The organism is Enterobacter sp. SGAir0187 (assembly GCF_002952735.2).
GTDB classification, from domain to species: Bacteria; Pseudomonadota; Gammaproteobacteria; order Enterobacterales; family Enterobacteriaceae; genus Enterobacter; species Enterobacter quasiroggenkampii.
In genome coordinates this window covers 1,180,133-1,206,195 of record NZ_CP025034.2, presented here as the reverse complement: position 1 = coordinate 1,206,195, position 26,063 = coordinate 1,180,133, and the positions used below count along the sequence as shown (strand labels likewise).

The window sequence follows — 26,063 nt, the reverse complement described above, 5'->3', positions numbered from 1 at the left end:
GGATAATGAAACTCGAATTCTCAGTTTATCGTTATAACCCGGATGTAGACGACGCTCCGCGCATGCAGGATTACACCCTGGAAGCGGAAGAAGGTCGTGACATGATGCTGCTGGATGCCTTAATCCAGCTGAAAGAAAAAGATCCAACGCTGTCGTTCCGCCGCTCCTGCCGTGAAGGGGTGTGTGGCTCTGACGGTGTGAACATGAACGGCAAAAATGGCCTGGCCTGCATCACGCCAATTTCAGCGTTGCAGCGTCCTGGTCAGAAAATTGTTATCCGTCCTCTGCCAGGCCTGCCGGTCGTGCGTGATTTGGTGGTAGACATGGGGCAATTCTATGCACAATATGAGAAGATTAAGCCTTACTTATTGAATAATGGGCAAAATCCACCGGCTCGTGAGCACTTACAGTCTCCTGAGCAGCGTGAAAAACTCGATGGTCTGTACGAGTGTATTCTCTGCGCATGCTGTTCAACGTCCTGCCCGTCGTTCTGGTGGAACCCGGACAAGTTTATCGGCCCGGCCGGTCTGCTGGCTGCCTATCGCTTCCTGATCGATAGCCGCGACACCGAAACCGACAGCCGTCTGGAAGGACTGAGTGACGCTTTCAGCGTATTCCGCTGCCATAGCATCATGAACTGCGTCAGTGTGTGTCCGAAGGGGCTGAACCCGACGCGCGCCATCGGCCATATTAAGTCGATGCTGCTGCAGCGAAGTGCGTAAGTAGTGAGAGGGGAGCGTTGTTCCCCTCACCCTAACCCTCTCCCAAAGGGAGAGGGAACAGATTGCAGGAAATCTTTAAAAACTGCCGACGACCTTCCCCCTCTCCCCGTGGGAGAGGGTCGGGGTGAGGGGAAACCCTTAAGACAGTTTCTAAAGGTTCCTTCGCGGGCCACAAAGAGCTCGCAGGTGAACCCCGGCACGTACACGCGGTGTGCGTGGTAGTTTCTACGGCGAAAGTAAGCATAAAAATGCTTAAGGGATCACGATGCAGAACGGCGCAATGAAAGCCTGGCTGGACTCTTCTTACCTCTCTGGTGCCAACCAGAGCTGGATAGAACAGCTCTATGAAGACTTCTTAACCGATCCTGACTCAGTGGACGCAAACTGGCGTTCCATGTTCCAGCAGTTGCCTGGTACAGGGGTCAAACCGGATCAATTCCATTCCAAAACACGTGATTATTTCCGTCGTCTGGCGAAGGATGCCTCACGTTACTCTTCTGCGATTTCCGACCCTGACACCAATGCGAAGCAGGTTAAAGTCCTGCAGCTTATCAACGCTTATCGCTTCCGTGGTCACCAGCATGCGAATCTCGATCCGCTGGGACTGTGGAAACAAGACCGTGTGGCCGATCTCGATCCGGCGTATCACGATCTGACCGAGGCCGATTTCCAGGAAAGCTTTAACGTAGGTTCCTTTGCCATCGGCAAAGACACGATGAAGCTGGGCGATCTGATTGACGCGCTCAAGCAAACCTACTGCGGCTCCATCGGCGCGGAATACATGCACATTACCTCTACCGAAGAGAAGCGCTGGATCCAGCAGCGCATCGAATCCGTAGCGGGCCACGCGACCTTCTCGGCTGACGAGAAAAAACGCTTCCTCAGCGAACTGACCGCAGCGGAAGGCCTTGAGCGCTATCTGGGCGCGAAGTTCCCAGGCGCAAAACGCTTCTCGCTGGAAGGCGGTGACGCCCTGGTGCCGATGCTGAAAGAGCTGATTCGTCACGCAGGCAAGAGCGGCACCCGTGAAGTGGTGCTGGGCATGGCACACCGTGGTCGTCTGAACGTACTGGTCAACGTGCTGGGTAAAAAACCGCAGGACCTGTTCGACGAATTCGCGGGCAAACATAAAGAACACCTCGGTACCGGCGACGTGAAGTACCACATGGGCTTCTCGTCAGATATCGAAACCGAAGGCGGTCTGGTTCACCTGGCGCTGGCGTTTAACCCGTCACACCTGGAAATCGTCAGCCCGGTGGTTATCGGTTCCGTGCGCGCGCGTCTGGATCGTCTGGACGAGCCGAGCAGCAATAAAGTGCTGCCAATCACCATTCACGGTGATGCGGCGGTAACAGGGCAGGGCGTGGTGCAGGAAACCCTGAACATGTCCAAAGCGCGTGGTTATGAAGTGGGCGGTACCGTTCGCATCGTGATCAACAACCAGGTGGGCTTCACCACCTCTAACCCGCTGGACGCGCGTTCCACCCCGTACTGCACCGACATCGGTAAGATGGTTCAGGCGCCGATCTTCCACGTTAACGCGGATGACCCGGAAGCCGTGGCTTTCGTTACCCGTCTGGCGCTGGACTTCCGTAACACCTTCAAACGCGATGTGTTCATTGACCTCTTCTGCTACCGCCGTCACGGCCACAACGAAGCGGATGAGCCAAGTGCAACCCAGCCGTTGATGTACCAGAAAATCAAAAAACACCCGACCCCGCGCAAAATCTATGCTGACAAGCTGGAGAGCGACAAAGTGGCGACGCTGGAAGATGCGACCGAAATGGTCAACCTCTACCGCGACGCGCTGGATGCGGGTGAGTGCGTAGTGAAAGAGCTGCGCCCGATGAATATGCACTCCTTTACCTGGTCGCCGTACCTCAACCACGAGTGGGATGAGAGCTACCCTAACAAGGTGGAGATGAAGCGCCTGCAGGAGCTGGCTAAACGCATCAGCACCGTGCCGGACGCTATCGAGATGCAATCTCGCGTAGCGAAAATTTATGCTGACCGTCAGGCCATGGCGGCAGGTGAGAAGCTGTTCGACTGGGGCGGCGCGGAAACGCTGGCTTACGCGACGCTGGTTGACGAAGGCATTCCTGTGCGTCTGTCCGGTGAAGATGCGGGCCGTGGAACCTTCTTCCACCGTCACGCGGTCGTTCACAACCAGTCTAACGGTTCAACCTACACCCCGCTGCAGCACGTGCACAACGGTCAGGGCCAGTTCAAGGTCTGGGACTCCGTGCTGTCTGAAGAAGCGGTACTGGCTTTCGAGTACGGTTACGCCACGGCAGAACCGCGCACCCTGACCATCTGGGAAGCGCAGTTCGGCGACTTCGCCAACGGTGCGCAGGTGGTTATCGACCAGTTCATCTCCTCCGGCGAACAGAAATGGGGCCGTATGTGTGGTCTGGTGATGCTGCTGCCGCACGGCTATGAAGGCCAGGGTCCGGAGCACTCCTCCGCGCGTCTGGAACGTTATCTGCAGCTCTGCGCCGAGCAGAACATGCAGGTCTGCGTGCCGTCCACCCCGGCGCAGGTTTACCACATGCTGCGTCGTCAGGCGCTGCGCGGTATGCGTCGTCCGCTGGTGGTGATGTCGCCGAAATCCCTGCTGCGTCACCCGCTGGCGGTGTCCAGCCTGGAAGAGCTGGCGAACGGTACCTTCCTGCCAGCCATCGGCGAAATTGACGAGCTGGATCCACAGGCCGTGAAGCGTGTGGTGATGTGTTCTGGTAAGGTTTATTACGACCTGCTGGAACAGCGCCGTAAGAACGATCAGAAAGATGTCGCCATCGTGCGTATCGAACAGCTTTATCCGTTCCCGCACCAGGCGGTGCAGGAAGCGCTGAAACCGTACGCTCACGTTCATGATTTTGTCTGGTGCCAGGAAGAGCCGCTCAACCAGGGCGCATGGTACTGCAGTCAGCATCATTTCCGTGAAGTGATTCCATTTGGGTCAGCCCTGCGCTATGCAGGTCGCCCGGCCTCCGCCTCTCCGGCGGTAGGGTATATGTCCGTTCACCAGAAGCAGCAACAAGATCTGGTCAATGACGCGCTGAACGTCGATTAATTAAAGGATACATAATGAGTAGCGTAGATATTCTTGTTCCCGACCTGCCTGAATCTGTAGCAGATGCGACCGTCGCTACCTGGCACAAAAAACCAGGCGATGCCGTTAAGCGCGATGAAGTGCTGGTAGAAATCGAAACTGACAAAGTGGTACTGGAAGTACCGGCTTCGGCGGATGGCGTTCTGGACGCGGTGCTGGAAGATGAAGGTACCACCGTAACCTCTCGTCAGATCCTGGGTCGCCTGCGTGAAGGCAACAGCGCGGGCAAAGAGTCCAGCGCGAAATCTGAAGAGAAAGCCTCTACGCCGGCTCAGCGCCAGCAGGCCTCTCTGGAAGAGCAGTCTAACGACGCCCTCAGCCCGGCGATCCGTCGCCTGCTGGCGGAACACAGCCTTGACCCGGCAGCCATTAAAGGCACCGGTGTGGGCGGTCGTCTGACCCGCGAAGACATCGACAAGCATCTGGCGAAAGCGCCAGCTCAGGCAGAAGCGAAAGCCCCTGCGGCAGCACCAGCAGCACAGCCTGCTCTGGGCGCGCGCAGTGAAAAACGCGTGCCAATGACCCGCCTGCGTAAGCGCGTGGCCGAGCGTCTGCTGGAAGCGAAAAACTCCACCGCGATGCTGACCACCTTCAACGAAGTGAACATGAAGCCAATCATGGACCTGCGTAAGCAGTACGGTGACGCGTTTGAAAAACGTCACGGTATCCGCCTGGGCTTTATGTCCTTCTACGTGAAGGCGGTGGTTGAAGCGCTGAAACGCTACCCGGAAGTGAACGCGTCCATCGATGGCGATGACGTGGTTTACCACAACTATTTCGATGTCAGCATGGCGGTTTCTACCCCACGTGGCCTGGTAACCCCGGTTCTGCGTGATGTGGATACCCTGGGTATGGCTGACATCGAGAAAAACATTAAAGAGCTGGCTGTGAAAGGCCGCGACGGCAAGCTGACCGTAGACGACCTGACCGGCGGTAACTTCACCATTACCAACGGCGGCGTCTTCGGCTCGCTGATGTCTACCCCGATCATTAACCCGCCGCAGAGCGCGATCCTGGGTATGCATGCCATTAAAGATCGTCCTATGGCGGTAGACGGTAAAGTTGAGATCCTGCCGATGATGTACCTGGCGCTCTCTTACGACCACCGCCTGATCGACGGCCGCGAGTCCGTGGGCTTCCTGGTTGCCATTAAAGAGCTGCTGGAAGATCCAACGCGTCTGCTGCTGGACGTCTAGTCACGATTTAGCATCACCTGCCCCGTAGACCGGCACACGCTGCGCCGGTCTACAGGTTTGAAGATAACGATTACCCTGAAGGATGGATAGAACACATGAACTTACATGAATATCAGGCCAAACAGCTGTTTGCCCGGTATGGCTTACCGGCTCCGGTGGGTTATGCCTGTACTACCCCGCGTGAAGCAGAAGAAGCCGCATCTAAAATCGGTTCCGGCCCGTGGGTAGTTAAGTGTCAGGTTCACGCTGGTGGCCGTGGTAAAGCGGGCGGTGTGAAGGTTGTTAAGAGCAAAGAAGAGATTCGTGCGTTTGCTGAACATTGGCTCGGCAAGCGTCTGGTAACGTACCAGACAGATGCGAACGGCCAGCCGGTTAACCAAATCCTGGTGGAAGCGGCGACCGACATCGCGAAAGAGCTGTATTTGGGCGCGGTGGTTGACCGTAGCTCCCGTCGCGTGGTGTTCATGGCGTCTACCGAAGGCGGCGTGGAAATCGAAAAAGTGGCGGAAGAAACCCCACACCTGATCCACAAAGTGGCTATCGATCCGCTGGCAGGCCCAATGCCTTACCAGGGTCGCGAGCTGGCGTTCAAGCTGGGTCTGGAAGGTAAACTGGTTCAGCAGTTCACCAAGATCTTCATGGGGCTGGCGACCATCTTCCTGGAGCGCGATCTGGCGCTGATCGAGATCAACCCGCTGGTGATCACCACCCAGGGTGACCTGATCTGCCTCGACGGCAAGCTGGGCGCTGACGGCAACGCACTGTTCCGCCAGCCGGATCTGCGCGAAATGCGCGACCAGTCTCAGGAAGACCCGCGTGAAGCACAGGCTGCACAGTGGGAACTGAACTACGTGGCGCTGGACGGTAACATCGGCTGCATGGTTAACGGTGCGGGCCTGGCAATGGGCACCATGGACATCGTTAAGCTGCACGGCGGTGAGCCGGCGAACTTCCTCGACGTGGGCGGTGGCGCAACCAAAGAGCGCGTAACCGAAGCGTTCAAAATCATCCTCTCTGACGACAACGTTAAAGCGGTACTGGTTAACATCTTCGGCGGCATCGTTCGTTGCGACCTGATTGCTGACGGCATCATCGGTGCGGTAGAAGAAGTGGGTGTTAACGTTCCGGTGGTTGTGCGTCTGGAAGGTAACAACGCTGAACTCGGCGCGAAAAAACTGGCTGACAGCGGCCTGAATATTATTGCAGCGAAAAGTCTGACGGATGCAGCTCAGCAGGTTGTTGCCGCAGTGGAGGGGAAATAATGTCAGTTTTAATTAATAAAGATACCAAGGTTATCTGCCAGGGCTTCACCGGTAGCCAGGGGACTTTCCACTCCGAACAGGCGATTGCCTACGGCACGCAGATGGTTGGCGGCGTAACGCCAGGTAAAGGCGGCACCACCCACCTGGGCCTGCCGGTGTTCAACACCGTGCGTGAAGCGGTAGAAGCGACGGGCGCAACCGCGACCGTGATCTACGTTCCGGCGCCGTTCTGCAAAGACTCTATTCTGGAAGCGATCGACGCAGGCATCAAACTGATCATCACCATCACTGAAGGCATCCCGACGCTGGATATGCTGACCGTGAAGGTGAAGCTGGATGAAGCTGGCGTACGCATGATCGGCCCGAACTGCCCAGGCGTTATCACCCCAGGCGAATGCAAAATCGGCATCATGCCGGGCCACATTCACAAGCCGGGTAAAGTGGGCATCGTGTCCCGTTCCGGTACCCTGACCTATGAAGCGGTTAAGCAGACCACCGACTACGGTTTCGGCCAGTCCACCTGCGTGGGCATCGGCGGTGACCCAATCCCGGGCTCTAACTTCATCGACATCCTGAAGCTGTTCCAGGAAGATCCACAGACCGAAGCGATCGTGATGATCGGTGAGATCGGTGGTAGCGCGGAAGAAGAAGCGGCTGCTTACATCAAAGAACACGTGACCAAGCCGGTTGTGGGTTACATCGCGGGTGTGACCGCGCCGAAAGGCAAGCGTATGGGTCACGCAGGCGCGATCATCGCCGGTGGTAAAGGTACGGCTGATGAGAAATTCGCAGCGCTGGAAGCCGCAGGCGTGAAGACCGTTCGCAGCCTGGCGGATATCGGCGAAGCACTGAAATCCATCATTAAGTAAGTCCTCTCTGCTCCCCGAAAGGGGGGCGTTGCAGTATAAAAATGTCCGTTTCGACATGGTTGGCCGCTGTAAAGCGGCCTTTTTTATTGCCTGCGTCTGGCGACTAGCGTGAACTTGTAATCATCGGTATTGAACACGTTGCGGCTGTATTCAAATACCCGTCCGTCCTTCAGAAACCCGCGGGAGACTTTTTCCAGGATCGGTTTTGCCGGATCGAGCGACAGCGCGGCGATCGCCTCTTCTGACGGCATGATCGGCACCAGCTCCTGCTCGCTGCGATCGATAACCAGCTTTTTGATCTGCTCAATGTAGTGGTATTTCGAATTCTCCATCACTTCCCAGGTGAGGTCGGGGAACATGGCTAGCGGCATCCACGTCTCTTCCAGATTTACCGGTTTTTGTTTGATAAAGCGGACGCGTTTGACGTGCCAGACTTTATCCTCATGAGAGAGATTCAGCTTTTCGGCAAGTTTTGCATCGGCTTTCAGCACTTCGAAAATGCTCACCTCACTGTGGGTATCCACGTTCCGGTCCGCCAGTTTTTCGTAAAACCCGGTGAGCTGGTAAATGTCGTAATTGACGCGCTCTTCTTTTACGTAGGTGCCGCTGCCCTGAATGCTCTCGACGATCTGCTCTTCCGTAAGCAGCTTCAGCGCCTGTCTCACCGTGACGCGACTCACGTTGAATGCCTCCTGAAGGCTGGATTCCGTCGGTAACGCATCGCCAGGTTTTAACTCTCCCGCACTGATTTTCTCGCGAAGCGCATCGGCTATCTGCCGGTACATCGGTTTGTTACCCATCGAATCTGCCTTTCTAATACCTTTTCACGGAATTATGCCTTCAGCTTAAAATTTGTAAATAATACAATTTAAATACAAATTCGCACTGTTAGTGAAAATGATCACGTAAATGTATTGTGTTGCCTGCCACAATTGCCGCCAGACAATAACAACTTAGGTGTGAGGATCTTATGAACCTGACGACTCTGACCCACCCCAGTGCTGTCTGCGTGCAGGCGCACTATGCCAGCCGTGATGAGGCTATTCGCCAGCTTACAATGCGGCTGGTGGCGCTGGGCAAAATTACAGATGGAGATGCATTTTTGGCGGAGGTCTACCGTCGCGAATCGCAGGGGCCAACCGCCCTGGGTGAAGGGTTGGCTGTCCCGCATGGTAAATCGAACGCGGTGAACCAAGCGGCTTTTGCGGTTGCTACGCTGCGCAAACCGCTGGAGTGGGAGGGGGTAGACGGCCCTGAACGCGTAGAGCTGATCGTCCTGCTTGCCATCCCGCCAGCTGAAGCGGGTTCCACGCATATCCAGGTGCTGACGGCGCTGACGTCTCGCCTTGCCGATGATGCCCTCCGGGGACGCGTTATGGCTGCAGAGACGGCAGAGGATCTGCTTGATGCGCTGAACGCTGTCTCGAAGGAAGACGAGGCTGATACGCGGGTGAATGCACCCACCGTCGTCTGTGTCACCGCCTGTCCGGCGGGGATCGCGCATACCTATATGGCCGCAGAGTACCTGGAAAAAGCGGGACGTAAGCTCGGCGTCAACGTGGTGGTCGAAAAGCAGGGGGCGAACGGTATTGAAGGGCGCATTACTGCCCAGCAGTTGCTGGAGGCGAAAGCGTGTATTTTTGCCGCAGAAGTGGCGATCAAAGAGAGCGAGCGTTTTCAGGGGATCCCCGCCATTTCCGTGCCCGTCGCGGAACCCCTGCGCCATGCTGAAGCGCTCATTGAGCGCGCGCTGGCATTACCGTCTTCGTCTGAAGCACTTCCCGGACAGGCAGAAAAAAAGAGCGTTAAGACGGAGCTCAAGCAGGCGCTCCTTAGCGGTATCTCCTTTGCGGTGCCGCTGATCGTCGCCGGCGGTACGGTGCTGGCCGTATCGGTACTGCTGGCACAAATCCTTGGCCTGCAGCACCTGTTTGACCAGGAAAACTCGTGGCTGTGGATGTACCGCAAGCTTGGCGGCGGCATGCTTGGCATTTTGATGGTGCCTGTCCTGTCGGCCTATACCGCCTACTCGCTGGCGGATAAACCTGCGCTGACGCCGGGCTTTGCGGCCGGTCTGGCTGCCAACATGATCGGCTCCGGTTTTCTTGGCGCTATCGTCGGCGGGCTGATCGCGGGCTATCTGATGCGCTGGGTGAAAAACCACATCCGGCTCAGTAGCCGCTACAACGGCTTTCTGACTTTTTATCTCTATCCGGTGATTGGCGTGCTGGGCGCGGGCAGCCTGATGCTGTTTGTGATTGGCGAACCGGTGGCCTGGCTCAATAACACGCTCACCGTCTGGCTTAACGGTCTGTCCGGCGCGAATGCGCTGCTTCTGGGGGCAATCCTCGGGTTTATGTGCTCATTCGATTTGGGTGGCCCGGTCAACAAAGCCGCTTACGCGTTTTGCCTGGGGGCGATGGCGAACGGGGTATACGGTCCCTATGCCATCTTTGCCTCCGTCAAAATGGTCTCAGCCTTTACCGTCACGGCGTCAACGATGCTGGCACCGAAGCTGTTTAAGTCGTTTGAAATTGAAACCGGCAAATCGACCTGGCTGCTCGGTCTCGCGGGCATTACCGAAGGGGCGATTCCGATGGCGATAGAAGATCCGCTTCGTGTTATTGGCTCATTTGTACTCGGATCCATGGTGACAGGCGCGGCTGTCGGTGCGATGGGGATCGGGTTGTCTACGCCGGGGGCCGGGATTTTCTCTCTTTTTTTACTTCACGATGCCGGGTTGGGTGGTGTGGTTGCTGCGGCGGGCTGGTTTGGCGCGGCGCTGGTGGGTACCGCTATCTCCACCCTGGTTCTGCTGCTCTGGCGACGCCAGGCGGTAAAAAAGGGCAACTACGTTACTGAAGATGCCTTATCGTAAAAACGCACAAACAGGAAACGAAGATGAAAGCTGTATCTCGCGTTCATATCACGCCGCATATGCACTGGGACCGTGAGTGGTACTTCACCACCGAAGAGTCGCGTATTCTTCTGGTCAATAATATGGAAGAGATCCTGACCCGGCTGGAGCAGGATGATGAGTACAAATACTATGTTCTCGATGGACAGACGGCTGTTCTGGAGGATTATTTTGCCGTTGTGCCCGAAAACCGCTCTCGCGTGAAGGCGCTTGTCGAGCGTGGAAAGCTGATTATCGGCCCCTGGTATACCCAGACCGATACCACGATCGTGAGCGGCGAGTCGATTGTCCGCAACCTGATGTACGGCATCCGGGATTGTATGGCCTTCGGCGAGCCGATGAAGATCGGCTATCTGCCGGATTCGTTTGGCATGTCCTGCCAGCTTCCGCATATCTATAACGGGTTTGGCATTACCCGCACGATGTTCTGGCGCGGTTGTTCTGAACGCCACGGGACCGATAAAACCGAATTTCTCTGGCAGAGCCAGGACGGCAGTGAAGTGACGGCACAGGTGCTGCCGCTGGGCTACGCGATTGGTAAGTACTTACCGGAGGACGAAGCCGGGCTGCGAAAACGGCTCGACAGCTACTTCGAGGTCCTGGAAAACGCCTCCGTCACCAAAGAGATTTTACTTCCCAACGGCCACGACCAGATGCCGCTGCAGCAGAACATTTTCGCGGTGATGGATAAGCTGCGTGAAATCTATCCGCAGCGTCAATTCGTGATGAGTCGGTTCGAAGAGGTGTTTGATTATATCGATGCGCGCCGCGATGAGCTGGCGACGCTAAAAGGGGAGTTTATCGACGGGAGATACATGCGCGTCCACCGGACCATCGGCTCTACGCGCATGGATATCAAAATCGCCCATGCGCGTATTGAGAACAAAATTGTCAACATCCTCGAGCCGCTGGCGACGCTTGCCTGGACGCTGGGCTTCGACTACCACCACGGCCTGCTGGAGAAGATGTGGAAAGAGATCCTCAAAAACCACGCTCACGACAGCATCGGCTGCTGCTGCAGCGACAAGGTGCATCGCGAGATTGTCTCCCGCTTTGAACTGGCTGAGGACATGGCAGATAACCTGGCGCGTTTCTATATGCGCAAGATTGTCGACAACATGCCGCAAAGCGATGCCGATAAGCTGGTGATGTTCAACCTGATGCCCTGGCCGCGTGAGGAGGTGATGAACACCACGATTCGACTGCGCGCCAGCCAGTTCCGTCTGCGGGATGACAAAGGCAACGAGATCCCGTATTTCATCCGCAGCGCGCGAGAGCTCGACCCGGGCCTCATTGACCGACAGATTGTTCACTACGGCAATTACGAGCCGTTTATGGAGTTTGATATTCAGCTCAGCCAGATATTGCCGTCGATGGGCTACCGTACGCTGTTTATCGAACCTGACGTGGCCGGGAAGGTGCTCTCTCCGGGGGAAAACACCGCCTCCTTACTTGAAAACGCCTTCTGGCAGATTGACGTAAATGATGACGGTTCGCTGCGCCTGCGCGACAAAGAAACCGGGCTTATTTATGACCGCGTGCTGGAAATCGAAGAGAGCTCGGATGATGGTGATGAGTACGACTACTCGCCTTCGCGGGAAGAGTGGAGACTCACTTCTGCGCAGGGCGAGCATGAATTTGAGGTTACGCATGAAGGCTGGCAGAGCAGGGCAGTTATCCGCCATCGAATCGCCGTTCCGGCGAACCTGGCCGAACGTGCGGCGCGCCAGCGAAACGGCTGTCTCAACGCTGAATTTGAAATTACGCTAAGCCGCAACAGCAGACGCATTGACGTGGCGGTGCGCCTGGATAATCAGGCCGACGACCACCGCGTTCGCGTGCTCATCCCAACGCCGTTTATGACAGAGGAAGTGTTAGCGGATACGCAGTTTGGCTCGATCACTCGCCCGGTGCAGGACGCAGCGATGCAAAACTGGCAGGAGGAGGGGTGGAAAGAAGCGCCGGTTCCCGTCTGGAATTTACTTAACTACGCCGTCCTGCAGGAAAAACGAAACGGGCTTGCGCTATTTACCGAGGGGCTGCGTGAATTTGAAGTCGTGGGCGATGAACAAAAAGCATTTGCTCTGACCTTGCTGCGCGGCGTGGGGGTACTCGGCAAAGAAGATCTGCTCCTGCGCCCCGGCAGACCATCCGGTATCAAAATGCCGGTCCCGGACTCTCAGGTGCGTGGTCCGCTAAGCTGTCGCTTTAGCCTCTTCAGCTTCAGCGGCTCGCCGGAAAACGCGGGTGTCGCGCAGCAGGCTCAATCGTGGTTAACGCCGGTGCAGTGTTATAACAAAATCCCCTGGGATGCAATGAAGCTGAATCGCGCGTCGTTGACCACGCCGGAAAGCTACAGCCTGTTAGCGCTTTCGCCAACGGGATGCGTACTCAGTGCGATCAAAAAAGCGGAAGATCGTGATGAGCTCATTCTTCGACTGTTCAACCCTTCGCAGTCCAGCGCATGTGACGCGATGCTATCTGTCAATCCAGCGGTGAAGCGGTGCTGCGAAACGGACATGAATGAACGGCTGATGGACCACGGTGAAGACGACGGCATTGTCGGGGCGTTCAGACCGGGACAGTCGCGAACCTTTAGCCTTCTTCTTGCCTGAGAACCGCTGATATCATTAAAAGGCTGCACTGTTTGCGGCCTTTTTCATTAAATAGTCACTCCGCGGTGTTAAGTTATGGGGTGACAAAAGTAAAATAAATGTAATTACGAAGGGTTGCATAAATGCCATGGAAAAATAACCCGGCCCGACTATGCTTTATTGTTTGCCGTGCATCGTAATGAGGCTTTTGTTTCGCGTTAATTAAAATCACTTCTGTTTATATTTTTTTTCGTCTTCGATAACCAATCACATCTTCACATGCACATATCGTTAACATGGTTTTTACCATTCTTACCGCGATTAAACATAGTTAACACCAAGGTTTGTTTTTGATTTAAATCAAAGTTTAATCCTTGGAAAAAGGTGCTGAAAAGCGCTAAATTGTTCCCGATCAAAATGGCCGAAAAGTGGTAATTTTGCTATAAATTGATCACCGTCGAAAAACGTAAATGTGATTCAATAAAAACCTGTTTATTGTAAGGGTTTTGCAGCGTATTATATTTGCGGGATCAATTTGAATTTTTTATTAACGTATTTGTAACCTCACGTCATCGTTTTTATCCTCCTTCAGGGTAATAACGACGACTAGGATGCGAATAATTTGTATTGGGGCATGCGTGTGGATCTCTTTCTGACGGGGTTCACTCTCGGAGTCTTCATGCGATGAGCAAGGAGTCATGATGTTAGATATAGTCGAACTGTCGCGCTTACAGTTTGCCTTGACCGCGATGTACCACTTCCTGTTTGTGCCACTGACGCTCGGTATGGCGTTCCTGCTGGCCATCATGGAAACGGTATACGTTCTCTCCGGCAAACAGATTTATAAAGATATGACCAAGTTCTGGGGCAAGTTGTTTGGTATCAACTTCGCACTGGGCGTGGCAACCGGTCTGACCATGGAGTTCCAGTTCGGGACTAACTGGTCTTACTATTCCCACTATGTCGGGGATATCTTCGGTGCGCCGCTGGCCATTGAAGGTCTGATGGCATTCTTCCTTGAATCCACCTTTGTAGGTCTGTTCTTCTTCGGTTGGGACCGTCTGGGTAAAGTCCAGCATATGGCGGTAACCTGGCTGGTGGCATTAGGTTCGAACCTGTCCGCGCTGTGGATCCTGGTCGCGAACGGCTGGATGCAGAACCCTATCGCGTCTGATTTTAACTTCGAAACCATGCGTATGGAGATGGTCAGCTTTGCCGAGCTGGTCCTGAACCCGGTTGCTCAGGTTAAATTCGTTCACACCGTCGCTTCTGGCTATGTGTGCGGCGCGATGTTTGTACTGGGCATCAGTTCTTACTATATGCTGCGCGGTCGTGACTTCGCGTTTGCTAAGCGCTCCTTTGCTATCGCTGCAAGCTTCGGTATGGCTGCTATCCTCTCCGTTATCGTTCTGGGTGATGAATCCGGTTACGAAATGGGTGACGTGCAGAAAACCAAACTGGCCGCTATCGAAGCCGAATGGGAAACCCAGCCGGCGCCTGCTGCCTTTACGCTGTTCGGTATTCCCGATCAGGACGCGCAGGAAAACCGCTTCGCGATTCAGATCCCTTACGCGCTGGGTATCATCGCCACCCGTTCTGTTGATAAGCAGGTGACGGGTCTGAAAGAGCTGATGGTGCAGCACGAAGAGCGTATCCGTAACGGTATGAAAGCCTACTCGCTGCTGGAACAGTTGCGTGCCGGTTCTACCGACCAGGCCGTTCGCGACCAGTTTAACGACGTGAAGAAAGATCTGGGTTACGGTCTGCTGCTGAAGCGTTATACCCCGAACGTTTCTGATGCGACGGAAGCGCAGATCCAGATGGCAACCAAAGACTCAATTCCACGCGTTGCGCCACTGTACTTCGCATTCCGTATTATGGTGGGCTGCGGCATCATCATGCTGCTGATCATTGCGGCGTCCTTCTGGTCCGTGATTCGCAACCGTATCGGCGAGAAAAAATGGCTGCTGCGCACCGCGCTGTACGGTATTCCACTGCCGTGGATCGCAATTGAGTCCGGCTGGTTTGTGGCGGAATATGGCCGTCAGCCATGGGCGATCGGTGAGGTGCTGCCAACGGCGGTAGCGAACTCGTCCCTGACCGCAGGCGACCTGATCTTCTCCATGCTGCTGATTTGTGGTCTGTACACCCTGTTCCTGGTGGCTGAACTGTTCCTGATGTTCAAGTTCGCGCGCCTTGGCCCAAGCAGCCTGAAAACCGGTCGCTATCACTACGAGCAGTCCACTGCGACTACTCAGCCGGCACGCTAAGACAGGAGTCATCAAATGATCGATTATGAAGTATTGCGTTTTATCTGGTGGCTGCTGGTTGGCGTTCTGCTGATCGGTTTCGCCGTCACGGATGGTTTCGACATGGGGGTGGGGATGCTCACCCGTTTCCTCGGTCGTAATGACACCGAGCGTCGAATCATGATCAACTCCATCGCCCCGCACTGGGACGGTAACCAGGTGTGGCTGATCACCGCGGGCGGCGCGCTGTTCGCTGCCTGGCCGATGGTCTACGCGGCTGCGTTCTCCGGTTTCTATGTGGCGATGATTCTGGTGCTGGCCTCTTTATTCTTCCGTCCGGTCGGTTTCGACTACCGTTCCAAGATTGAAGATACCCGCTGGCGCAACATGTGGGACTGGGGCATCTTCATCGGTAGCTTCGTTCCACCGTTGGTGATTGGCGTGGCGTTCGGTAACCTGCTGCAGGGCGTGCCGTTCCACCTGGACGAGTACATGCGTCTTTACTACACCGGTAACTTCTTCCAGCTGCTGAATCCGTTTGGTCTGCTGGCCGGTGTCGTGAGCGTGGCGATGATCATCACTCAGGGCGCAACCTATCTGCAGATGCGTACCGTGGGTGAGCTGCATCTGCGTTCTCGCGCGACGGCTCAGGTTGCTGCGCTGGTTACGCTGGTCTGCTTCGCGCTGGCCGGTGTGTGGGTGGTGTACGGTATTGATGGCTACGTGGTGACGTCTGCGATTAACCACACCGCACCGTCTAACCCGCTGACCAAAGAAGTGGCGCGTCAGGCGGGGGCATGGCTGGTGAACTTCAACAATACCCCTGTGCTGTGGGCGATCCCGGCGCTGGGCGTGTTGCTGCCGCTGCTGACCGTGCTGACGTCTCGTCTGGAAAAAGGCGCGCTGGCGTTCGTGTTCTCTTCACTGACCCTGGCATGCATTATCCTGACGGCGGGTATTGCGATGTTCCCATTCGTCATGCCATCCAGCACCATGCTGAATGCTAGCCTGACCATGTGGGATGCAACGTCCAGCCATATGACGCTGAACCTGATGACGTATGTTGCTTGCGTGTTCGTTCCGATCGTTCTGGCCTACACCATCTGGTGTTACTGGAAAATGTTCGGTCGTATCACGAAAGAACATATCGAAAGCAACACCCACTCTATGTACTAAGTAAGGAGCTGAATATGTGGTATTTCGCATGGATTTTAGGGACGCTTCTTGCCTGTGCATTTGGTGTCATCACTGCCCTGGCGCTTGAGCACGTAGAAGCGACCAAAGCGGGTGAAGAAAAACACTGATGAATATTATCGCGAAACTTTACGCGGTAATGGACAAGCGCCCGTTACGGGCGCTTTCTTTAGTGATGGCATTACTGCTGGCAGGTTGTATCTTCTGGGACCCTTCGCGCTTTGCAGCGAAAACCAGCGAGCTTGAAATCTGGCACGGCTTCCTCATTATGTGGGCGGTGTGCGCAGGTGTGATCCACGGCGTGGGCTTTCGTCCGAAAGCCGTTCACTGGCAGGGAATTTTCTGCCCGCTGATTGCCGATCTGGTGCTACTCGCCGGTTTGATTTTCTTCTTCTTCTGAATAAGAAATGTCCGTTAACGTTATGGGCTTACCCGAGCCCATAAAAATTTACTCTCCGTTTACTTTCCCCCATTCCAAACCATCTTTCCCGCGCGTATAGTAGCGAAGTTTAAAAGCTCTAACTTTTGTTGCATTACTGGGATGTAAAGTGAATACAACGCTGTTTCGATGGCCGGTTCGTGTCTATTACGAAGATACCGATGCCGGTGGTGTGGTTTACCACGCCAGCTACGTTGCTTTTTATGAACGGGCACGCACAGAGATGCTGCGCCATCATCACTTTAGTCAACAGGTGCTGTTGGCTGAGCGAGTTGCCTTCGTGGTACGCAAGATGACGCTTGAGTATTTTGCGCCTGCCAGACTCGACGATATGCTCGAAGTCCAAACTGAAATTACATCAATGCGCGGAACCTCACTGGTTTTCACGCAGCGGATAGTCAACACAGAGAACACTGTACTGAACTCAGCTGAAGTACTGATTGTTTGTGTTGATCCAACCATAATGAAGCCTCGTGCGCTTCCTAAGTCTATTGTCGCGGAGTTTAAGCAGTGACTGACATGAATATCCTTGATTTGTTCCTGAAGGCAAGCCTTCTGGTTAAACTTATCATGTTGATTTTGATTGGTTTTTCAATCGCATCCTGGGCCATCATCATCCAGAGAACGCGTATCCTCAATGCCGCCGGCCGTGAAGCAGAAGCGTTTGAAGATAAGTTCTGGTCGGGCATTGAGCTTTCTCGTCTGTACCAGGAGAGCCAGGGGCGTCGTGAAAACCTGACCGGCTCCGAGCAAATTTTCTATAGCGGTTTCAAAGAGTTCGCCCGTCTGCATCGTGCAAACAATCATGCGCCGGAAGCGGTGGTGGAAGGTGCCTCGCGTGCGATGCGTATTTCCATGAACCGTGAGCTGGAAAACCTTGAAACGCATATTCCATTCCTCGGTACTGTCGGCTCCATCAGCCCGTATATCGGCCTGTTTGGTACCGTGTGGGGGATCATGCATGCCTTTATCGCGCTGGGCGCGGTGAAGCAGGCGACGTTGCAGATGGTTGCACCGGGTATCGCTGAAGCACTGATTGCGACCGCTATCGGTCTGTTTGCGGCAATTCCGGCAGTTATGGCTTACAACCGTCTGAACCAGCGCGTGAACAAACTGGAACTGAACTACGACAACTTTATGGAAGAGTTCACTGCGATTCTGCACCGTCAGGCGTTTACCAGCACCGAGAGCAACAAGGGGTAAACCATGGCCAGATCGCGTGGACGAGGTCGTCGCGAGCTCAAGTCCGAAATCAATATCGTTCCACTGCTGGACGTCCTGCTGGTACTGCTGCTGATCTTCATGGCAACAGCGCCAATCATTACCCAGAGCGTGGAAGTGGATCTGCCGGATGCGACAGAATCACAGGCGGTGAGCACCAATGACGATCCTCCGGTTATCATTGAGGTTTCCGGCGTAGGGCAATACAGCGTCGTGGTAGAAAAAGATCGTATGGATCAGCTGCCACCTGAGCAGGTTATTGCCGAAGCGCAGCGTCGCCTGGAGTCAAATCCGAAAACGGTCTTCTTAATCGGTGGCGCGAAAGACGTACCCTACGATGAAATTATTAAAGCGCTGAACTTGCTACATAGTGCGGGTGTTAAGTCAGTTGGCTTAATGACCCAACCTATTTGATCATCCGCGTAGTTTTTGGGAACCGATAGTGTCAAAGGCAACCGAACAGAACGACAAGCTTAAGCGAGCGATAATCGTCTCCGCAGTGCTGCACGTTATTCTTTTTGCAGCGCTGATCTGGAGTTCGTTCGACGAGCATATTGATGCATCAGCTGGCGGCGGTGGAGGGTCTTCCATTGACGCCGTGATGGTGGATCCCGGTGCGGTAGTACAGAACTATAATCGCCAACAACAGCAGAAGGCGAGTGCAAAACGGGCTGAAGAGCAGCGTGAAAAACAGGCGCAACAGCAAGCGGAAGAACTGCGTGAAAAGCAGGCCGCAGAGCAGGAGCGTCTGAAGCAGCTTGAGAAAGAACGTTTGCAGGCGCAGGAAGCCGCGAAAGCGCAGGCAGAACAGCAGAAACAAGCCGAAGAGGCCGCGAAAAAAGCACAGGAACAGCAAAAGCAGGCGGAAGAGGCGGCAGCAAAAGCCGCAGCGGACGCGAAAGCACAGGCTGATGCCCAGGCGAAATTAGCGGCAGAAGCGGCGAAGAAAGCGGCTGCCGACGCCCAGAAGAAAGCGGAAGCCGAAGCCGCGAAGAAAGCCGCCGCTGATGCTCAGAAGAAAGCGGAAGCCGAAGCCGCGAAGAAAGCCGCCGCTGATGCTCAGAAGAAAGCAGAAGCGGAAGCCGCGAAGAAGGCCGCTCAGGAAGCAGAGAAGAAAGCTGCTGCCGAGGCCGCGAAGAAAGCGGCGGCTGCTGAGAAAGCAGCAGCAGAAAAAGCCGCGGCAGAAAAAGCGGCAGCCGCCGAAAAAGCCGCTGCTGACAAAAAAGCTGCAGCTGAGAAGGCCGCTGCCGATAAGAAAGCAGCAGCTGAAAAAGCGGCTGCTAAAAAGGCTGCCGCTGCTGAAAAAGCCGCTGCTGCCGCAGGGGTTGACGATCTGCTGGGCGATTTGAGCTCCGGTAAGAATGCGCCGAAAACGGGCGGTGGGGCGAAAGGAAGTAATGCTGCTCCTGCGGGAAGTGGTAACACTAAGAACAACGGTGCTTCTGGCGCTGAAATCAATGACTATAAGAACCAGATTGCTGCGGCTATAGCCAGCAGGCTTAACGATAAATCATTGTATACCGGGAAAACGTGCAGACTGCATATTAAACTGGCTACTGATGGTATGGTGCTGAGCGTTGAGTCAGAAGGTGGAGATGAAGCATTGTGCCAGGCTGCGCTTGTTGCGGTTAACCAGGCAAAATTGCCTAAACCACCGAGCCAGGCTGTGTATGAGGTATTCAAAGATGCCTCGCTGAACTTTAAGCCATGAGCAGAATGGCTGCGGTTTATGTTGGCGAGTTCTGATAGTTTTGTGTAAATGAGTTTGTTAACCTTCTGCTAAATTATCCAGGGCGAATTGTTCGGATAAGGGAGATATGATGAAGCAGGCATTACGATTAGCGTTTGGTTTTTTAGTACTGTTGACTGCAACAGTACATGCAACAGTCAGCATTGACATTACAGACTGGAACGACTCGGCACGCCCAATCGGTGTTGTTCCGTTCCAGTGGGCCGGTCCTGGCGCTGCACCTGAAGATGCCGGTGGCATCGTGGCGGCTGACCTGCGTAACAGCGGTAAATTCAACCCGTTAGATCGTTCTCGTCTGCCTCAGCAGCCGGGTAGCGCGCAGGAAGTACAGCCTGCAGCATGGTCTGCACTGGGTATTGATGCCGTGGTTGTGGGTCAGGTTACGCCTAACCCGGACGGCTCTTACAACGTGGCCTGGCAGCTGGTGGATACCGGCGGTGCACCGGGTACCGTTCTGGCCCAGAATTCTTACAAGGTCACTAAGCAGTACCTGCGCTACGCGGCTCACGCTGCCAGCGATGCGGTATTCGAAAAACTGACCGGCATTAAAGGTGCGTTCCGTACCCGTATTGCTTATGTGGTGCAGACCAACGGTGGTCAGTTCCCGTATGAGCTGCGCGTATCTGACTACGATGGCTACAACCAGTTCCTGGTGAAACGTTCTTCACAGCCGCTGATGTCTCCAGCCTGGTCTCCGGACGGTTCTAAACTGGCGTATGTCACCTTCGAAAGTGGCCGTTCTGCGCTGGTTATCCAGACGCTGGCAAACGGTGCGGTTCGTCAGGTGGCCTCTTTCCCACGTCACAACGGTGCGCCTTCGTTCTCTCCAGACGGCTCTAAACTGGCGTTTGCGTTGTCTAAAACCGGTAGCCTGAACCTGTACGTGATGGACATTGGCTCTGGCCAGATCCGTCAGGTGACCGACGGTCGCAGCAACAACACCGAACCTTCATGGTTCCCGGACAGTCAAAACCTGGCGTTTACCTCTGACCAGGCCGGCCGTCCACAAATCTATAAAGTCAACATCAACGGCGGTGCTCCGCAGCGTATTACCTGGGAAGGTTCTCAGAACCAGAACTCAGACGTGAGCAGCGACGGTAAATTTATGGTAATGGTCAGCTCTAACGGCGGGCAGCAGCACATTGCCAAACAAGATCTGGTAGCGGGTGGCGTTCAAGTTCTGTCGTCAACGTTCCTGGATGAAACGCCAAGTCTGGCACCTAACGGCACGATGGTAATCTACAGCTCTTCTCAGGGGATGGGATCTGTGCTGAATCTGGTTTCTACAGATGGGCGTTTCAAAGCGCGTATTCCGGCTACTGATGGACAGGTAAAATCACCTGCCTGGTCGCCGTATCTGTAAATAATAATTAATTGATTACTAAAGGAATCATAGAAATGCAACTGAACAAAGTGCTGAAGGGGCTGATGATCGCTCTGCCTGTAATGGCAATCGCAGCGTGTTCTTCTAACAAGAACGCCAGCAATGACCAGAGCGGCGAAGGCATGATGGGTGCCGGCACCGGTATGGACGCGAACGGCAATGGCAACATGTCTTCTGAAGAGCAGGCGCGTCTTCAGATGCAGCAGCTGCAGCAGAACAACATCGTTTACTTCGATCTGGATAAATACGACATCCGTTCTGACTTCGCTGCGATGCTGGATGCGCACGCTAACTTCCTGCGTAGCAACCCATCTTACAAAGTCACCGTAGAAGGTCACGCGGACGAACGTGGTACTCCAGAGTACAACATCTCCCTGGGTGAACGTCGTGCTAACGCTGTTAAAATGTACCTGCAGGGTAAAGGCGTTTCTGCTGACCAGATCTCCATCGTTTCTTACGGTAAAGAAAAACCTGCAGTACTGGGTCACGACGAAGCGGCTTACTCCAAAAACCGTCGTGCCGTACTGGTTTACTAAGAGAATTGCATGAGCAGTAACTTCAGACATCATCTGTTGAGTCTGTCGTTACTGGTTGGAATAGCGGCCCCCTGGGCCGCTTTTGCTCAGGCACCAATCAGTAGTGTCGGCTCAGGCTCGGTAGAAGACCGGGTCACTCAACTCGAGCGTATTTCTAACGCTCACAGCCAGCTTTTAACCCAACTCCAGCAACAACTTTCCGATAACCAGAATGATATTGACTCTCTCCGCGGTCAGATTCAGGAAAACCAGTATCAGCTTAACCAGGTTGTGGAACGTCAGAAGCAAATCTTGTTGCAGATCGATAGCCTGAGCAGTGGTGGTGCAGCAGCACAGCCAGCCGCAGGCGATCAGAGCGGTGCGGCGACGTCTACGCCAGCGCCATCTGCTGATACGTCAGCCTCAACAGGCGCGCCTGTACAGAGCGGTGACGCGAATACGGACTACAATGCGGCCATTGCCCTGGTGCAGGATCAATCTCGTCAGGATGACGCGATTGCTGCGTTTCAGAGCTTTGTTAAGAAATACCCTGATTCCACTTATCAGCCAAATGCCAATTACTGGCTCGGTCAGTTGAATTACAACAAGGGTAAAAAGGACGATGCGGCGTTTTATTTTGCCTCAGTGGTGAAAAATTACCCAAAATCGCCGAAAGCGCCCGATGCGATGTATAAGGTTGGCGTGATCATGCAGGACAAAGGCGACACCGCGAAAGCCAAAGCGGTTTATCAGCAGGTGGTCGCAAAATTCCCGGGCACCGAAGGTGCTAAGCAGGCGCAAAAACGTCTGAATTCGATGGGATGATTATCGCATGACCAGAAATCGCGTTATTTCTGGTCGTGCAGCATGATTACTAAGCAGTTAAGTGATCTTCATCGAAATTTTTGTTGCGCAGAATTCTTAAATCAGTAATATATGCCGCCGTTGCCACGGGATATCAAACAACGTGAAAGCAGCATAAAAGTGGGTCGTTAGCTCAGTTGGTAGAGCAGTTGACTTTTAATCAATTGGTCGCAGGTTCGAATCCTGCACGACCCACCACTAAGTCAGGTGGAAGTAGTAGTAAAACGTGAAGGATAACGTTGCGTCAGCAACGGCCCGTAGGGCGAGGCGAAGCCGAGTCATCCTGCACGACCCACCACTTAACGCAGTTCCGGCAGTACAGAGTGGGTGATTAGCTCAGTTGGTAGAGCATCTCCTTTACACGGAGGGGGTCGGCGGTTCGAGCCCGTCATCACCCACCACTCGGGTCGTTAGCTCAGTTGGTAGAGCAGTTGACTTTTAATCAATTGGTCGCAGGTTCGAATCCTGCACGACCCACCAATTTTATTGGTGCCGAGTGATAATTCAGGCAACACCCGAATGGGTCGTTAGCTCAGTTGGTAGAGCAGTTGACTTTTAATCAATTGGTCGCAGGTTCGAATCCTGCACGACCCACCAGCCTGAATAAATTTGCAGTAAATCCCGCAAGGGGTCGTTAGCTCAGTTGGTAGAGCAGTTGACTTTTAATCAATTGGTCGCAGGTTCGAATCCTGCACGACCCACCAATGTAAAAAAGCGCCCTAAAGGCGCTTTTTTGCTATCTGCGATCTGGATGATTCGAACCTGCAGCAGGTTCGAGCCGAACGTAGTGAGGCACCGGAGCCGTTTACGGCGACGGCCCGAAGGGCGAGCGAAGCGAGTCATCCTGCACGACCCACCAGTGTAGAAAGGCGCCCTAAAGGCGCCTTTTTGCTATCTGCGGTACAACAAATGCTCCGCCCATCTATTCCCGGTGACTTTTCACGCCAGATTCGCTATCTTGTTTAGTATACAAAACACAATTGCCATACGTTTTGCTATGTCAGGCAGAAGAAAGGCAATATTGTTAAGCCCGTAAAACGAGAAGCCATAATGAGTGTGATGTTTGATCCTGAAGCCGCAATCTATCCGTTTCCGCCTAAGCCTGTCCCACTGAGCCAGGACGAAAAGCAGTTCTACCGCGAGAAGATCAAACGTCTTCTTAAAGCGCGCGACGCGGTGATGGTGGCCCATTACTACACCGACCCGGAAATTCAGCAGCTGGCGGAAGAGACCGGGGGCTGCATTTCTGACTCACTGGAGATGGCGCGCTTCGGTGCACGGCATCCCGCTTCCACGCTGCTGGTTGCCGGCGTGCGTTTTATGGGCGAGACGGCAAAGATTCTGAGCCCGGAAAAAACCATTCTGATGCCCACGCTTAACGCGGAGTGTTCCCTGGATCTGGGCTGTCCGATTGACGAATTCACGGCCTTCTGTGACGCTCACCCTGACCGGACCGTGGTGGTCTACGCTAACACCTCAGCGGCGGTAAAAGCGCGGGCTGACTGGGTGGTCACGTCGAGCATCGCCGTTGAGCTGATTGAACATCTGGACAGCCTGGGGGAGAAAATTATCTGGGCGCCTGATCGTCATCTCGGCAATTATGTTCAGAAGCAGACGGGGGCTGATGTCCTTTGCTGGCAGGGTGCCTGCATTGTGCACGATGAATTCAAAACTCAGGCGCTGGCGCGCATGAAGGCGCTTTATCCTGACGCCGCCATTCTTGTTCACCCTGAGTCACCGCAGTCAATTGTCGACATGGCGGATGCCGTGGGTTCAACCAGCCAGCTTATTAACGCGGCCAGAACTTTACCTCACAAGCAGCTTATCGTGGCGACCGATCGCGGTATCTTCTACAAGATGCAACAGGCCGTGCCGGAGAAAGAGCTTCTTGAAGCACCAACGGCGGGCGAGGGTGCAACCTGCCGCAGCTGCGCGCATTGTCCCTGGATGGCGATGAACGGCCTGAAAGCAATTGCCGAAGGGTTAGAAACCGGTGGTGCGGCGCATGAAATCCATGTGGATGCCGCCCTGCGTGAAGGCGCGTTAATTCCGCTTAACCGCATGCTGGATTTTGCGGCTACACTACGTACTTAATTCAACTCGCCCCGGGGAAAAGATGGATTTTTTTAGCACACATAACATTCTGGTTCATATACCGATTGGTGCAGGTGGCTATGACCTGTCATGGATTGAGGCCGTAGGTACGCTGGCGGGCTTATTGTGTATCTGGCTGGCAAGCCTGGAGAAGATCAGTAATTACGCGTTCGGGCTGATTAACGTCACGCTGTTTGCGATTATCTTCTTCCAGATCCAGCTGTACGCCAGCCTGCTTTTGCAGCTGTTCTTCTTTGCCGCCAATATTTACGGCTGGTATGCCTGGTCGCGTCAGAACAGCCAGCAGGAGGCCGAGCTGCAGATCCGCTGGCTGCCCCTGCCGAAAGCTATCGCCTGGTTTGTTGCCTGCGTGGTGGCCATTGGCTTAATGACCGTCTTCATCAATCCAGTGTTTGCGTTCCTGACCCGCATTGCCGTTTCGGTCATGTCCGGCATCGGCCTGAACGTGACGATGCCAGAACTCCAGCCGGATGCTTTCCCGTTCTGGGATTCCTGCATGATGGTGCTGTCGATTGCGGCAATGATTCTGATGACCCGTAAATACGTCGAGAACTGGCTGCTGTGGGTCATCATCAACGTGATTAGCGTGGCGATCTTCGCCCTGCAGGGTGTCTATGCCATGTCGCTGGAATATCTGCTGCTGACCTTCATCGCACTGAACGGCAGCCGAATGTGGATTAACAGTGCGCGTGAGCGAGGCTCTCACGCGCTTTCCAGCTAGTGGTCATGATGATGTGAATGACCGGACTGCGCCTCGTTAAGGTGGCAGTCCGGTCCGCTACAGGGCTGATACTCCATCTGGACGGTAGCGTGGCTAATGTCGTAGTGGTGCTCCAGGAAGTGCTGGATGCGATCGAGCAGCGCATCGTGGTCGTGAGGCGGGATCACCTGGACATGCAGCGTCATGACCGGTTTCTCTCCCACCAGCCAGACGTGCACGTGGTGGACATTACGGACTTCCGGAACAGTACGGCGCAGGTTGCGCTTCAGCTCGTCGATGTCCATGGATGCCGGCGCCCCTTCGAGCAGTTCATTCACGCTCTCCTTCAGCAGCCGCCAGGCGCTGCGCAAGACCAGACACGACACCAGAACGGACAGAATCGGATCGACAGGCGTCCAGCCGGTATAGAGGATCACCAGCGCGGCGACAATCGCCCCGACTGAACCGAGCAAATCCCCCAGCACATGCAGAGCCGCCGCGCGCACGTTGAGGTTCTTTTCCTCGCTGCCGCGGTGCAAAATCCAGAAGGCCAGGATATTCGCCACCAGCCCTGCCACGGCAATCACCATCATTGTCGCCCCGGCAATCGGCTGAGGATGTCTGAAGCGTTGAATGGCCTCCCAGACGATAAGAATGGTAATGACCACCAGGGCAATCGCGTTAACAAAGGCGGCAAGGGTCGTCAGCCTCAGCCAGCCGAAGGTATGGCGTGTATTGGGGGGACGACGGGCAAACTGTACGGCCAGAAGGGCGAAAAGTAGCGCCGCTGCATCGGTAAGCATATGCCCGGCGTCAGCCAGTAGCGCCAGAGAGCCGGAGACCAGACCGCCGATGACCTCAATTATCATGAAGGTTGCGGTGACGCCGAAGGCCAGCAGCAATCGTTTAGCGTTCTCGTCGCCGGCGGCGTGGGAATGTGTGTGTGCCATGTTATCTTTC

At 54.7% G+C, this 26,063-nt stretch carries 22 protein-coding genes, 5 tRNA genes and 1 other RNA gene; 26 read left to right on the top strand and 2 right to left on the bottom strand.

Features of this window, described 5'->3' with window-relative positions; all coding sequences use genetic code 11:
- Positions 1-5: 5 nt before the first annotated feature.
- The 5 genes from sdhB (at position 6) to sucD (ending at position 7,161) form a co-directional block, all read left to right on the top strand.
- Positions 6-722, top strand: coding sequence for a succinate dehydrogenase iron-sulfur subunit SdhB (sdhB, locus tag CWR52_RS05840; RefSeq protein ID WP_008501090.1), 717 nt, complete (start codon positions 6-8; stop codon positions 720-722).
- Positions 723-987: 265 nt separating this feature from the next.
- Complete coding sequence (sucA, locus tag CWR52_RS05835; protein WP_008501092.1) at positions 988-3,795, top strand: 2-oxoglutarate dehydrogenase E1 component; 2,808 nt, start codon at positions 988-990, stop codon at positions 3,793-3,795.
- 14 nt (positions 3,796-3,809) lie between these two features.
- Positions 3,810-5,030: a 2-oxoglutarate dehydrogenase complex dihydrolipoyllysine-residue succinyltransferase gene (gene odhB / locus CWR52_RS05830; RefSeq protein WP_008501093.1), complete on the top strand. Its 1,221-nt coding sequence runs from the start codon at positions 3,810-3,812 to the stop codon at positions 5,028-5,030.
- 95 nt (positions 5,031-5,125) lie between these two features.
- The gene (gene sucC / locus CWR52_RS05825) at positions 5,126-6,292 is read left to right on the top strand and encodes an ADP-forming succinate--CoA ligase subunit beta (RefSeq protein ID WP_006809579.1); all 1,167 of its coding nucleotides are present in this window, start codon (positions 5,126-5,128) and stop codon (positions 6,290-6,292) included.
- Positions 6,292-7,161, top strand: a complete 870-nt coding sequence (sucD, locus tag CWR52_RS05820) for a succinate--CoA ligase subunit alpha (protein ID WP_008501094.1) — start codon at positions 6,292-6,294, stop codon at positions 7,159-7,161. Before sucC ends, sucD begins: the two co-directional genes overlap by 1 nt.
- Positions 7,162-7,244: 83 nt before the next feature.
- Here the strand turns inward: sucD and CWR52_RS05815 are convergent, their stop codons facing one another.
- Positions 7,245-7,961, bottom strand: coding sequence for a GntR family transcriptional regulator (locus tag CWR52_RS05815; RefSeq protein WP_104949103.1), 717 nt, complete (start codon positions 7,959-7,961; stop codon positions 7,245-7,247).
- Positions 7,962-8,131: 170 nt separating this feature from the next.
- Here CWR52_RS05815 and mngA point away from each other — a divergent pair, with 170 nt between their 5' ends.
- The 21 genes from mngA to pnuC all read left to right on the top strand — a co-directional run bounded on the left by mngA (position 8,132) and on the right by pnuC (position 25,124).
- Complete coding sequence (gene mngA / locus CWR52_RS05810) at positions 8,132-10,039, top strand: PTS 2-O-a-mannosyl-D-glycerate transporter subunit IIABC (RefSeq protein ID WP_104949102.1); 1,908 nt, start codon at positions 8,132-8,134, stop codon at positions 10,037-10,039.
- Between the two features lie 23 nt (positions 10,040-10,062).
- Positions 10,063-12,693, top strand: coding sequence for a mannosylglycerate hydrolase (gene mngB, locus CWR52_RS05805; protein ID WP_104949101.1), 2,631 nt, complete (start codon positions 10,063-10,065; stop codon positions 12,691-12,693).
- Between the two features lie 680 nt (positions 12,694-13,373).
- Complete coding sequence (gene cydA / locus CWR52_RS05800; protein ID WP_008501098.1) at positions 13,374-14,942, top strand: cytochrome ubiquinol oxidase subunit I; 1,569 nt, start codon at positions 13,374-13,376, stop codon at positions 14,940-14,942.
- Between the two features lie 15 nt (positions 14,943-14,957).
- Entirely contained in the window at positions 14,958-16,097 is a 1,140-nt protein-coding gene (gene cydB, locus CWR52_RS05795; RefSeq protein WP_048226125.1) for a cytochrome d ubiquinol oxidase subunit II, read from the top strand.
- 14 nt (positions 16,098-16,111) lie between these two features.
- Positions 16,112-16,225, top strand: coding sequence for a cytochrome bd-I oxidase subunit CydX (gene cydX / locus CWR52_RS05790; RefSeq protein ID WP_003858598.1), 114 nt, complete (start codon positions 16,112-16,114; stop codon positions 16,223-16,225).
- Positions 16,225-16,515, top strand: a complete 291-nt coding sequence (ybgE, locus tag CWR52_RS05785; RefSeq protein ID WP_008501100.1) for a cyd operon protein YbgE — start codon at positions 16,225-16,227, stop codon at positions 16,513-16,515. Before cydX ends, ybgE begins: the two co-directional genes overlap by 1 nt.
- Positions 16,516-16,663: 148 nt before the next feature.
- A complete protein-coding gene (gene ybgC / locus CWR52_RS05780) occupies positions 16,664-17,068 on the top strand; it encodes a tol-pal system-associated acyl-CoA thioesterase (protein WP_104949100.1) in 405 nt (134 codons plus the stop codon).
- Positions 17,065-17,757: a Tol-Pal system protein TolQ gene (gene tolQ / locus CWR52_RS05775; protein ID WP_008501101.1), complete on the top strand. Its 693-nt coding sequence runs from the start codon at positions 17,065-17,067 to the stop codon at positions 17,755-17,757. The genes ybgC and tolQ overlap by 4 nt, the downstream gene beginning before the upstream one ends.
- A 3-nt stretch (positions 17,758-17,760) precedes the next feature.
- Positions 17,761-18,189, top strand: coding sequence for a colicin uptake protein TolR (gene tolR / locus CWR52_RS05770; RefSeq protein WP_003858589.1), 429 nt, complete (start codon positions 17,761-17,763; stop codon positions 18,187-18,189).
- A gap of 28 nt (positions 18,190-18,217) precedes the next feature.
- A complete protein-coding gene (gene tolA / locus CWR52_RS05765; RefSeq protein WP_104949099.1) occupies positions 18,218-19,486 on the top strand; it encodes a cell envelope integrity protein TolA in 1,269 nt (422 codons plus the stop codon).
- A 109-nt stretch (positions 19,487-19,595) separates the two neighbouring features.
- Positions 19,596-20,888 (top strand): Tol-Pal system beta propeller repeat protein TolB, encoded by a 1,293-nt coding sequence (gene tolB / locus CWR52_RS05760; protein WP_104949098.1) that lies wholly within the window; start codon positions 19,596-19,598, stop codon positions 20,886-20,888.
- 35 nt (positions 20,889-20,923) lie between these two features.
- Positions 20,924-21,445, top strand: a complete 522-nt coding sequence (gene pal, locus CWR52_RS05755; RefSeq protein ID WP_003858578.1) for a peptidoglycan-associated lipoprotein Pal — start codon at positions 20,924-20,926, stop codon at positions 21,443-21,445.
- A gap of 9 nt (positions 21,446-21,454) precedes the next feature.
- On the top strand, positions 21,455-22,249 hold the full coding sequence (cpoB, locus tag CWR52_RS05750; protein ID WP_104949097.1) for a cell division protein CpoB: 795 nt from the start codon (positions 21,455-21,457) through the stop codon (positions 22,247-22,249).
- A 161-nt stretch (positions 22,250-22,410) separates the two neighbouring features.
- A tRNA-Lys gene (locus CWR52_RS05745) sits at positions 22,411-22,486 on the top strand.
- A gap of 127 nt (positions 22,487-22,613) precedes the next feature.
- Positions 22,614-22,689: transfer RNA gene (locus CWR52_RS05740), tRNA-Val, on the top strand.
- A 3-nt stretch (positions 22,690-22,692) separates the two neighbouring features.
- Positions 22,693-22,768: transfer RNA gene (locus CWR52_RS05735), tRNA-Lys, on the top strand.
- Positions 22,769-22,809: 41 nt separating this feature from the next.
- Positions 22,810-22,885: transfer RNA gene (locus CWR52_RS05730), tRNA-Lys, on the top strand.
- 31 nt (positions 22,886-22,916) lie between these two features.
- Positions 22,917-22,992 (top strand) — tRNA-Lys (locus tag CWR52_RS05725).
- Positions 22,993-23,018: 26 nt separating this feature from the next.
- Positions 23,019-23,147: non-coding RNA, RtT sRNA (locus CWR52_RS05720), on the top strand.
- A gap of 191 nt (positions 23,148-23,338) precedes the next feature.
- Positions 23,339-24,382, top strand: a complete 1,044-nt coding sequence (nadA, locus tag CWR52_RS05715) for a quinolinate synthase NadA (RefSeq protein WP_104949096.1) — start codon at positions 23,339-23,341, stop codon at positions 24,380-24,382.
- Positions 24,383-24,404: 22 nt separating this feature from the next.
- Complete coding sequence (gene pnuC, locus CWR52_RS05710) at positions 24,405-25,124, top strand: nicotinamide riboside transporter PnuC (RefSeq protein ID WP_104949095.1); 720 nt, start codon at positions 24,405-24,407, stop codon at positions 25,122-25,124.
- Here the strand turns inward: pnuC and zitB are convergent.
- Positions 25,121-26,053 (bottom strand): CDF family zinc transporter ZitB, encoded by a 933-nt coding sequence (gene zitB / locus CWR52_RS05705; RefSeq protein WP_104949094.1) that lies wholly within the window; start codon positions 26,051-26,053, stop codon positions 25,121-25,123. The two genes, pnuC and zitB, sit on opposite strands and share 4 nt — an antisense overlap.
- Positions 26,054-26,063: the final 10 nt, after the last annotated feature.

Excerpts from the sequence above, each read along its gene's own strand:
- sdhB (WP_008501090.1), top strand. The coding sequence starts at position 6 with ATGAAACTCGAATTCTCAGTTTATCGTTATAACCCGGATGTAGACGAC.
- sucA (WP_008501092.1), top strand. The coding sequence starts at position 988 with ATGCAGAACGGCGCAATGAAAGCCTGGCTGGACTCTTCTTACCTCTCT.
- odhB (WP_008501093.1), top strand. The coding sequence starts at position 3,810 with ATGAGTAGCGTAGATATTCTTGTTCCCGACCTGCCTGAATCTGTAGCA.
- sucC (WP_006809579.1), top strand. The coding sequence starts at position 5,126 with ATGAACTTACATGAATATCAGGCCAAACAGCTGTTTGCCCGGTATGGC.
- sucD (WP_008501094.1), top strand. The coding sequence starts at position 6,292 with ATGTCAGTTTTAATTAATAAAGATACCAAGGTTATCTGCCAGGGCTTC.
- CWR52_RS05815 (WP_104949103.1), bottom strand. The coding sequence starts at position 7,961 with ATGGGTAACAAACCGATGTACCGGCAGATAGCCGATGCGCTTCGCGAG.
- mngA (WP_104949102.1), top strand. The coding sequence starts at position 8,132 with ATGAACCTGACGACTCTGACCCACCCCAGTGCTGTCTGCGTGCAGGCG.
- mngB (WP_104949101.1), top strand. The coding sequence starts at position 10,063 with ATGAAAGCTGTATCTCGCGTTCATATCACGCCGCATATGCACTGGGAC.
- cydA (WP_008501098.1), top strand. The coding sequence starts at position 13,374 with ATGTTAGATATAGTCGAACTGTCGCGCTTACAGTTTGCCTTGACCGCG.
- cydB (WP_048226125.1), top strand. The coding sequence starts at position 14,958 with ATGATCGATTATGAAGTATTGCGTTTTATCTGGTGGCTGCTGGTTGGC.
- cydX (WP_003858598.1), top strand. The coding sequence starts at position 16,112 with ATGTGGTATTTCGCATGGATTTTAGGGACGCTTCTTGCCTGTGCATTT.
- ybgE (WP_008501100.1), top strand. The coding sequence starts at position 16,225 with ATGAATATTATCGCGAAACTTTACGCGGTAATGGACAAGCGCCCGTTA.
- tolR (WP_003858589.1), top strand. The coding sequence starts at position 17,761 with ATGGCCAGATCGCGTGGACGAGGTCGTCGCGAGCTCAAGTCCGAAATC.
- tolB (WP_104949098.1), top strand. The coding sequence starts at position 19,596 with ATGAAGCAGGCATTACGATTAGCGTTTGGTTTTTTAGTACTGTTGACT.
- pal (WP_003858578.1), top strand. The coding sequence starts at position 20,924 with ATGCAACTGAACAAAGTGCTGAAGGGGCTGATGATCGCTCTGCCTGTA.
- cpoB (WP_104949097.1), top strand. The coding sequence starts at position 21,455 with ATGAGCAGTAACTTCAGACATCATCTGTTGAGTCTGTCGTTACTGGTT.
- nadA (WP_104949096.1), top strand. The coding sequence starts at position 23,339 with ATGAGTGTGATGTTTGATCCTGAAGCCGCAATCTATCCGTTTCCGCCT.
- pnuC (WP_104949095.1), top strand. The coding sequence starts at position 24,405 with ATGGATTTTTTTAGCACACATAACATTCTGGTTCATATACCGATTGGT.
- zitB (WP_104949094.1), bottom strand. The coding sequence starts at position 26,053 with ATGGCACACACACATTCCCACGCCGCCGGCGACGAGAACGCTAAACGA.